General features: G+C 72.7%; 3 protein-coding genes. 1 reads left to right on the top strand and 2 read right to left on the bottom strand.

The genetic code is table 11. From position 1 onward, the window contains the following. Window positions 1-293 precede the first annotated feature (293 nt). Together ACFWVV_RS11790 and ACFWVV_RS11785 are read right to left on the bottom strand one after the other, a co-directional pair. Window positions 294-1,280: a TauD/TfdA family dioxygenase gene (locus tag ACFWVV_RS11790; protein WP_384346475.1), complete on the bottom strand. Its 987-nt coding sequence runs from the start codon at window positions 1,278-1,280 to the stop codon at window positions 294-296. A 34-nt stretch (window positions 1,281-1,314) separates the two neighbouring features. Continuing rightward, window positions 1,315-8,610 carry an amino acid adenylation domain-containing protein gene (locus ACFWVV_RS11785; RefSeq protein ID WP_384346478.1) on the bottom strand — a complete coding sequence of 2,432 codons (7,296 nt, stop codon included), beginning with the start codon at window positions 8,608-8,610 and terminating at the stop codon, window positions 1,315-1,317. Window positions 8,611-8,743: 133 nt separating this feature from the next. Between ACFWVV_RS11785 and ACFWVV_RS11780 the strand changes: the two genes are divergently transcribed. Then, the gene (locus ACFWVV_RS11780; protein WP_384346481.1) at window positions 8,744-10,078 is read left to right on the top strand and encodes an MFS transporter; all 1,335 of its coding nucleotides are present in this window, start codon (window positions 8,744-8,746) and stop codon (window positions 10,076-10,078) included. The last annotated feature ends 146 nt before the right edge of the window (window positions 10,079-10,224 follow it).

Raw genomic sequence — 10,224 nt, 5'->3', positions numbered from 1 at the left:
CCCCTGCAGGACGGGGGCGGCCCGCCTTCTGCGCTGTACGCCTCGGGAAGCCCGGGCGCCTCCGGAGACCTGTGCGCATCCGGAACCCGTACGCCCCCGGAACCCGTACGCCCCCGGAACCTCCACGTCTCCGGAACCTCCACGTCTCACGTCTCCGGAAGCCCGTACGCCCCGTCAAGCCGGTACGCCTCCCGTAACCCGTACGTCTCCCGGAAAGGCCGCGGTGGCAGGGCACTCCCCCCCTAGGGGTGCCCCGCCACCGCGGTGCTCGTACCGGCCAATCGGGCCGGAGCTCAGCCGACCAGCACGTGCCCGTCGTCCGCCCGGTGGACACGCGAGCGACGCAGGTTCTGGACGGCGAAGGTGCGCTGCAGCCAGCGGTCCCGGCCGTCGTACTGCGGGGTGAACCCCGTCCGCCCGTGCACCGTCACCCGGTTGTCCACGATGGCGAGGTCACCGGGGGTCAGGTAGTGGGTCAGCGCGTGCTCGGCGAACAGCGCCTGCAGCTCCCGCATCGCGGCGTCGGCCCGCCGGGTCAGCGGGTCGGTGGCCGCGAAGTCCACCCGGACGTCCGGGTCCTCGGGTGCGCCGCTCAGCACCGCGTGCGGCTCCGATTCCCCCGGTGGCAGGCCGAACGAAGGCGGCGGCGCGCTGACGAACTCCGGCCGGAACAGCGCCTCGCGGCTCTCGTCGCTCAGCAGCCGGGCCACCTGCCGGATGGAGGCCGTCCGCAGCCCGGCCACCCGGTGGTGGTCGGCCCGCAGACAGAGCAGCAGGACGTAGTCCGGGCGGTGCGGGTGGAAGACGTTCTCGTTGTGGAAGGTCAGCAGCACCGACCCCTCATTGCCCTGGAACTCCTCGTTGCCGGGCACCGGGACGACGTCGTGCACCATCGCGCCGGACTTCTCCGGGCGGAAGGAGACCGGATCGCCCAGCGCGTTGGTGACGAGCATCAGCGCGGCCGCGGCGACGGTCGCCTCCCGCTGCACCGAACCGCTCACCATCGGCGTCCCGGGGACGAGTGCCGGGTTCACCGGCAGCCCCCGGAGCACGAAGGCCCCGGCGGGGCCGGAGTCGCGCCGGAAGGCCGCCAGCGACTTCCGCAGCGAGACCGGCAGGTCGTGCCAGCGCCGTCCGGCCTCCCGCAGCCATGCCACGTCGTCGATCCGTCTGCCGGCCGTCGACAGCAGCGCTCCCGCCACCTCTTCGACCGCCGGCGCGTCGGCTCTGTTCAGTGTCATCCCGTCGGCATGGGTGCCGACCTCAAGGTCCATCGACATCAGTGCACTTCCCTTTTCATTACCTGGCGGCCAGTCATTTCTGGGGCTGCTGGTTCCCCGTGTCCAGCAGGCGGGTGAGCACCTCGGCCACCTCGCCGACGTGGGGGGCGCGCAGGACCCCGAGGTGGTTGCCGGACACCCGGTACACCTCGAGACCGCCGTGGGCCAGTTCGGCCCACCGGCTGGTGAAGTCCGTGAAGCTGACGCCGATCGCGACCTCGTGCTGCCCGGCGGCCAGCTCGTCCCCCGCGAGCAGGTGCAGCTTCCCCGGGTAGGCCCGGTGCCGGTAGTTCAGCCGGGTCTGCAGCAACTGACGCCAGACCCGCACCCGGGTGGGCCAGAACTCGTCCCCGGGCACCGGCGGATCGACCTCGCCGTCGTCGACGATGACGTTGAGGACGGCATGCGCCTGCCGCTGGACCTCGTCGACCTCGTCCTCACCGGCCGCGTCGAGCCGGGCCAGCAGGGCCTCGGCCCGCAGGAAGGTGTCCATGAACTCCCGCATGTTCTCGCGCTCGTAGGTGTCCAGTGCCGGGTCCAGCAGGAGGAACGTGACGTCCTCGCCGGCCTCGTACAGCCGCCGGGCCATCTCGGTGGTGATCTGGCTGCCGCCGCACCAGCCGAGCAGCCGGTACGGGCCGGTCGGTGCGGCCCGGCGCAGCTCGGCGAGGTTGAGTTCGGCGATCTGCTCGACGCTCTCGGGGGCGCGGCACGGGCGGGTCAGCCCGGGCCACTCGAACACACCCACCGGCTGGTCCTCGTCGAGGTGTTCGGCGAGCTGGGCGAACCAGTGCGCGCTGCCGGGGTGGACGCAGAACAGCGGCGGCCTCGTCCCTTCCCGGCGGAGCCAGACGATCGCGTCCGCGCTCTCCGCCCCGCCGGCCCCCGTGCCTGCCTCCCCGGTCGCGGAATCGGCCACCACCCGGGCCAGTTCGGCCACTGTCCGGTGCCGGTAGAAGTCCTGGAAGGAGAGCCGGATGCCGTGCTCGGTGCGGAGTGCGACGATCACCCGCATCACGGTGAGCGAGTGGCCGCCGAGCTCCACGAAGCTGTCGTCGACCCCGACCCTGGGCAGACCCAGTGCCTTGGCCCAGGCCCTGGCCAGCACGTTCTCCACCGCCGTCCGCGGCGCCCGGTAGCCGCGCGTCGAGGCGCCGCCCGCGAACTCCGGCAGCGCGGCGGTGTCCACCTTGCCGCTCGCGGTCATGGGCAGGTCGTCGAGCACCAGGTACCCGGACGGCACCAGGTAGGGCGGCAGGGTCCGGGCCAGTCGGGCGGGCAGCCCGGCGGCGTCGATCTCGGCGCCCTCGGCCGGCACCAGGTAGGCGACCAGCTCCTTCTCGCCGCCCCTCGTGGTGTGCACGCGGACCGCGACGTCGCGGAGGTCGGCGTGGCCGCGCAGCGCGGCCTCGATCTCGCCCAGCTCGATCCGGTACCCCCGGATCTTCACCTGGTGGTCCACCCGGCCGGCGAACTCCAGCACGCCGTCCTCCCGGTACTTGGCCAAGTCCCCGGTGCGGTACAGGCGTTGGCCCGGCTCCGCAGCGTAGGGATCCGGCACGAAGCGCTCGGCGGTCAGCTCAGGGCGTTCGACGTAGCCCCGGGCCAGCTGCGCCCCGCCGATGTACAGCTCACCCGCCACCCCGACCGGGACGAGTTCGAGATTCCGGTCCAGCACCCGCATCGTGGTGTTCGCGAAGGGCCGCCCGATCGGCAGCACACCCGCTTCGAGTTCGGCGGCGGCAGCCTCCAGGTGCGAGCAGCCGACGGTCGTCTCGGTCGGCCCGTACTCGTTGTCGACCACGGTGTCCGGGGCGTGCTCCGCCCAGCTGGAGACCATCTCCCTGGTCAGCTCCTCGCCGCCGGCGATCAGGCGGCCGGCCGCGCGGCGGACCCCCTCGGGCGACAGGGACTGGTTGAGCAGAGCCAGGTGCGACGGGGTCAGCTTGAGCAGACCGAAGCCGCCCCGCTCCAACTCGGCTACCAGCGCGTCGATCCCGGGTGTGCCGTCGTCCTCGGTGAGGGTCACCGGCTGCCCGGACAGCAGCGCGGGGAAGAGCGAGGTGACGGGCAGGTCGAAGGCCATCGAGGAGTACAGCGGTGCGCCCGTGCCACCGAGTGGTGTGTAGCCGCCCAGGCACCAGGAGACATAGTTGACCAGGTTACGGTGCTCGATCATCACACCCTTCGGCGCGCCGGTGGAGCCGGAGGTGTAGACGATGTAGGCGAGGCCGTCCGGATCGGCCGTCCGGCCGAGGTTCTCCGGCGATCGGTCGCCGAGCGGCACCTCCCCGTCCAACAGCAGCACCCGGGCCGGGCCGTCGGCCACCAGCCCGGCCAACTCGCCCTGGGAGAGCACCAGGGCGGCCCGGGTCCCGGCCAGCAGGGCGGCAAGCCGGGGCGCGGGGTGGCCGGGGTCGAGCGGCAGGTAGGCGGCGCCCGCCTTGAGTACGCCCAGCAGCGCGACCACCAGCTCGGGCCCGCGGCGTAGCAGGACGCCGACCCGGCTCTCCCGGCCGACGCCCAGTGACCGCAGGTGGCGGGCCAACCGGTTGGCACGGGCGTTGAGTTCGGCGTAGCTGACGGTGCTGCTGTCGGCGCAGCGCAGGGCGACGGCGTCCGGGGTGCGGCCGACCTGACGCTCGAACAGCTCGTGCAGGCATGCGTACGGGTAGTCCGCGCCGGGCCCGGCGGCGAAGGAGAGCAGCCGCTGCGCCTCGGTCTCGTCGAGGGCGGTACCGCGGGCGTCTCCGGCCGGGTCTGCGGCCATCGCCGCCAGGATCCGGCGGTACATCCCGGCCAGCCGCTCCCCGTTGGCGCGGCTGATCCGGGCGGGCTGCCCGGAGACGTACAGCACGCCGGGGAAGGTCCAGACGTCGAGCCCGAACTCGTTGGGGCTGACGTCGACGACGTTCGCCGACTCGATCCTGCTGCGGTCCAGGACGTGGAAGTCGAGGTAGGTGAAGGCGACGTCGACCAGCGGTGTGCCGGCGCCCCACTCGCGTTGCATCTCCGGCAGCGGGAAACGGCGGTGCGGCCAGGCCGCGACCTCCTCGGCGAAGACCTGGCCGACCAGTTCGGACCAGGTCGCGCCGGTCAGTTCGACACCGAGCGGCAGGGTGTTCAGGTGCATGCCGCGCACCGACTCGCCGCCCCTGGTCTCCAGCCGCCCGTTGCAGACGAGACCGGTGTGGAACCGGTGCGAGCCGCTGATCACGCTGAGGGCCTTCAGGTGGGCGGCGAACAGGACGCTCTTGAGCGGGGCTCCCGCGGCGGCGGCCAGCCGGCGCAGCCCGGGCTCCAGGTCCCGGAACGGGACGGTGATCAGGTACGGCAGCTCGCCCGAGCCCGGTGCGGCGGCCCAGCTCTCCGGCAGCTCGACCCGGTCGAACCGGCCTGTCCTGTCCTGCCAGAAGGCGCGGTCCGCCCCGGAGGCCAGCGAGTCCCGTTCCAGGGCGATGTGGTCGGCGAAGCGGACGGTGTGGGTGGGGGCGGGGGCGGGTTCACGCCCGTCCCGGATCGCCCGGTAGTCCGCCATCACCTCGGTGATCAGCGAGTGGTGGCTCCAGCCGTCGAGGATGGCGTGGCACTCGATGAACGAGAAGGTCCAACGGTCGTCGGCGGTCAGGTGCACGTGGAAGCGGAGCATCGGGGCCCGGGTGATGTCGAACGGGGCCCTGCGGGTCTCCTCGGTGAAGCGTTCGACGGCCTCCGCCGCCCCGTCCCGGCCGAGCGGGCGCAGGTCGTCGAAGCCGACCTCCACCGTGCCGTTCGTGTGCACGAGTTGGAGCGGCTCCGAAAAGCCGGAGAGAGCGAAGGAGGTGCGCAGGATCTCGTGCCGCCGGGCCAGCAGCGCCGCCGCCGCACGCATCGCGGGGAGCGAGAACGGGGCGTCGTCGGTGAAGGGGAAGAGAGTGATGTTGTGGTACGGGCTCTCGTCCCGGTCCGAGACCATCTGGTAGACCATGGCGGCCTGCACCATGGACATCGGGTAGGCGTCGGACAGACCGGTGGGCAGCTTCGCCCGGTCCTGCGGCGAGAGCAGCGCGAACGGGGCGATCCGCCGTTCCTCGGGGCTGACCTCGGTGGCCGGCCCGGCCGACTCGGCGTACCGGGCCAGGGCCTCGACGGTCTGGTGCACCAGCAGGTTCTGGACGGTCAGTTCGATCCCGCGCGGGCGCAGCGCGCCCACCACCCGGATGGCCCGGATCGAATCCCCGCCGAGGGCGAAGAAGTTGTCCCGCACGCCCACCCGGGGCAGGCTTAGCACCTCGGCCCAGCTCTCCGCCATCACCCGCTCGACGGGCGTCCTCGGGGCGATGTGCTCCTCCTCCGCGTGCGCCCGGTGGGCGTCCGGATCGGGCAGCGCCCGGCGGTCGGTCTTCCCGTTGGCGGTCACCGGGAGCACGTCCAGCGGGACGAAGACCGCGGGCACCATGTAGGCGGGCAGCACCCGGCCGAGGTGGTCGCGCAGCTCCGCCACACCGGCCGCCCGGTCTGCCGTGGTGGTGTAGTAGGCGACCAGCCGCGACTCGCGCTCCCCCGGACGGCGATGGGCGAGCACCACGCTCTTCTCCACCCCGGGGTGGCCGGTGACGGCAGCCTCGACCTCGCCGGGCTCGATCCGGTAGCCGCGGATCTTGACCTGGTCGTCGGCCCGGCCCAGGAACTCCAGGCCACCGTCCACGCCGTAGCGGGCCAGGTCGCCGGTACGGTACATCCGCGCGCCCGGCACCGGCGCGTACGGGTCCGGGCCGAACCGGTCGGCGGTCAGCGCCGCCCGGCCCAGGTAGCCGCGCGCCAGCCCCGGCCCGGAGACGTGGATTTGCCCGGGCACGCCGACGGGCACCGGGTTGAGCTCCTCGTCCAGCACGTACACCCGCAGGTCGCCCAGCGGCCGGCCGATCGGGCTGCGGCGGACGGCCGTGGTCTCGGCCGCGCCGACCTGGTGGTACGTCACATGGACGGTGGTCTCGGTGATCCCGTACATGTTGACCAGCGCCGGGGTGGTGTCGCCGAACCGTTCGAACCAGGGCGACAGCTCGGCCACGTCCAGGGCCTCACCGCCGAACACCACCTTCCGCAACGAGAGCACGTCCGGTGCCACATCGGCGGCTTCGACGGCCTCGATCAGGCCCCGGAAGGCCGACGGGGTCTGGTTGAGCACGGTGACCCGCTCGGCGACGAGCAGGCCGAGGAAGTCCTGCGGGGAGCGCGAGGTGGCGAACGGCACGACCACGACCCTGCCGCCGTGCAGCAGGGCTCCCCACAGCTCCCAGACCGAGAAGTCGAAGGCGTAGGAGTGGAACAGCGTCCACACGTCGTGGGGGCCGAAGCCGAAGTCGGCTGCGCAGGAGGCCAGCAGGCGCAGTACGTTGCGGTGGGTCACGGGCACGCCCTTGGGGCGGCCGGTGGAGCCCGAGGTGTAGATGACGTAGGCGGTGTTCTCCGGGCCGGCCACGGGCGCCGGGTCGGTGTCCGGCCAGTCGGCCGGATCCGCCTCCGGCGCCACGGTGGTGACACCGTCACCCGGCACCTCGTCCCGGGAGACCACCACCGTCACCGCGGCGTCGTCGAGGATGTAGGCCAGCCGGTCGGCCGGCTGGCCCGGGTCGAGCGGGAGGTACCCGGCGCCGGACTTGAGCACCCCGAGCAGGGCCACCACCAGGTCGAGGCCGCGGTCGAGCCGGACACCGACCAGTGAATCCGCTGTCACGCCGAGCGAGCTCAGCCGGTGCGCCAGCCGGTTGGCTCCGGTGTTGAGCTCGGCGTAGGTCAGCGCAGCGCCCTCGTAGCTCGCCGCGGTCGCGTCCGGGGTGCGCGCGGCCCAGGCCTGGAACGCCTCGGGCAGCGACGGCGCGGTCGGAAAGTCGTGGGCGGCGGCGTGCCGGGCGGCCAGCTGCTCGCGCTCGGCGCCGGTCAGCAGCTCCAGCCCGCTCACCCGGGCGCCGGGGGCGGCGGCGATACTCGTCAGGAGGTGCAGATAGTGGCCGACCAGCCGCTGCGCGGTCGCCGCGTCGAACAGCGCGGTGGCGTAGTCGAGCCGGCCCGACAGCGAACCGTCCGGCCGGGTGCCCAGGGTCAGTCCCAGGTCGTACTTGGCCACGCTCCAGCCGACCGGCTCGGGCTCGGCGGCCAGGCCGGTCCGGGCGGCGGGATCCCTCGTCTCCAGCTGGAAGACCGTCTGGAAGATCGGCGTGCGGGACGCGTCGCGCACGGGCGCCAACACGTCGACCAGCTGCTCGAACGGGGTCTCCTGGTGCTCGTAGGCGTCGAGCGCGGTCTCCCGCACCCGGGCCAGCAGATCCACGAAGGACGGCTCGCCGGAAAGGTCGGTACGCAGCACCACCATGTTGACGAACAGCCCGATCATCCCGTGCGTGGCCGCCTCGTCCCGGCCGGCCACCGGACTGCCGACCACCACGTCGTGCTGCCCGCTGTAGCGGCCGAGCAGCAGCTGGTAGGCGGCCAGGAAGACCATGAACGGGGTTGCCCCGTGCTGCCGCCCCAGCTGGACCAGGAGCTCGGCCGTCCCGGCCGGCACGGTGAAGTCGACACCGGCACCGTCGGTCGAGCGGACGGGCCCGCGCGGTCGGTCGGTGGGCAGCTCCAGCGGTTCCAGACCGGCCAGCGCGCTGCGCCAGTGGTCGAGCTGCCCGGCGAGGCGGGTGCCGGAGAGGCGCCGGCGCTGCCAGACGGCGAAGTCCGCGTACTGCACGGGCGGCGCGGCCAGCGGGGAGGGCCGGCCCGCGGCGAACGCCGCGTAAAGCTGGTCGAGTTCGGTGAGCAGGGTGGTCTCCGACCAGCCGTCGAAGGCGATGTGATGCAACGTCAGGAGTAACACCTGGTCGTCGTCGGCCAGCCGCACCAGCAGCGCCCGGAGCGGCTGCTCGGCAGCCAGGTCGAACGGGCGCGCACCGGCTTCGTTCTCCAGCTCGGCCAGCCTGTGCTCGGCCGCCTCCCGGCCGGTGCCGCGCAGGTCGAGAAGGGTGAACGCCGACGGGCCCGGCTCGTCGATCACCTGGACGGGCTCGCCGTCCCGGGTCGTGTACCGGGTGCGCAGCACCTCGTGCCTGGCGACGACCTCGTCCAGCGCGCGCCGCAGTGCCGACGCGTCCCACTCGCCGCGCAGCCGCAGCCGCAGGGGCATCAGGAACTCGGTGCTGCCGGGCTGGATCTGATCCAGCAGCCAGAGCCGGCGCTGCGCGAACGACAGCGGCAGCGCCTCACCCCGGGCCACCGGCGTGATCCCGCTGTCCTGCGCCGCCCTCGCCAGGCCCCGCAGGCGCCGCTTCAACAACTCCGCGCGGGAGATCGAGCTCGTGCTCATCCTCAGCCTTCCTGATACCTGCCGTGGATCGACCCCGGACCCGGGCGACACTGACCGCATCCAGGCTGCACACCGGGCGGCCGGCGGTAGCAGGGTCAGCGCGGCGCTCGTTCAGGCAGACAGGACTGCGTGTGTGAGTGCCCGTCCTTCTCTGTGGCCCACCGACCGGTCCGCGCAGCATCGACGCATGACCGACAAGGTGCCGTCATTGCTGCGCAATCGGGACTTCCTGCTGCTCTGGCAGGGTTCCGCGGTGTCGAGCCTCGGCTCGAACGTCTCCACCGTCGCCTACGCGCTGCTGGTGCTGGCCCTGACCGGCTCGCCCGCCGACGCGGGATTCACCGGCTTCGTCGCGCTGCTCCCGCAGCTGCTGTTCCAGCTGCCGGCCGGAGCACTGGTCGACCGGTGGAACCGCAAGCGGACGATGATCTGGTGCGACGTGCTGCGCGGCCTCACCGTCGGCAGCGTCGCGGCCGCCCTGCTCGCCGGACACCTGCATCTGGCCCACGTGCTGGTGGCGGGCTTCATCGAGGGCACCCTCACCGTCTGCTTCAGGATCGCCGCATCGGCGGCGGTACCCAATGTGGTGCACCCCTCTCAACTCGCCCTGGCGCTTTCGCACAACGAGGCCCGGGCGCGGGGCGCCGCCATGCTCGGCCAGCCGCTCGGCGGAGTGCTGTTCGGGCTCGGCCGGGCCGTTCCGTTCCTCTTCGACGCGTTCAGCTACCTGGTGTCGATGGGCGCACTGCTGATGATCCGGAAGGACTTCCAGGCCGAACGCCCGGCACAGCCCGGACGGCCGGGGACATGGGGGCACCTCGCGCAGCTGGGCGCCGAGATCGGCGAGGGAGTGCGCTGGCTCTGGCGGCAGCCCTTCCTACGGACCACCACCTTCCTGATCGCGGGCAGCAACCTGCTCTTCCAGGCGCTGTTCCTGACCGTCATCGTGAGCGCCCAGCAGCACGGCGGGTCGTCCGCCGCCATCGGCGTGATGTTCGGCGTCGCCGCCGTGGGCGGTGTGGTCGGCTCGCTGGTCGCCCCCGCGCTGGAGCGGCGGCTGTCGATGAAGGTGGTGGTGATCGGGGCCAACTGGGCCTGGGCGCTGCTCGTTCCGCTCCTGTTGATCGTGCGGAACCCGTACCTGATCGGCGCGGTGTACGCGCTGATGTGCTTCGTCGGCCCGGTCTGGAACGTGGTGATCTCCGCCTACCAGCTTGCTGTGACTCCCGACCGGATCCGGGGCCGGGTGCTCGGTGCCGCGGGCATGGTCGCGTTCGGCGCCGTGCCGCTGGGGTCGCTGATCGGCGGTCTGCTGCTGAGCCGCTACGGCGCCGACGTCACAGTGTGGCTGCTGGCCGGCTGGATGGTCCTGCTCGCCGTCATCTCCACTGTCAGCCCCGCCGTCCGCGCCGCCCCGAGCCTCACCGAGGCCACCCCTGCCGAAGCCCAGCCGGCCACCACAGGCTGAACCCGTCGGCGGCAGCACCAAAGGGATCCGGCCCGAACCACGGGATGTGGTTCGGGCCGGAGTTGCTGGTGCGCGGCTGCGGTGCCTGCCGACGTCGCGCAGTTCCTCGCGACCCTGAGGGCGGTTGCCCGTTTGCCCCGTGGCGT

The sequence above is a fragment of the Streptomyces sp. NPDC058663 genome (genome assembly GCF_042716745.1).
Classification (GTDB): Bacteria; Actinomycetota; Actinomycetes; order Streptomycetales; family Streptomycetaceae; genus Streptomyces.
The sequence above is the reverse complement of the archived record's forward strand: the minus strand, read 5'-3'. Positions and strand labels throughout refer to the sequence as shown.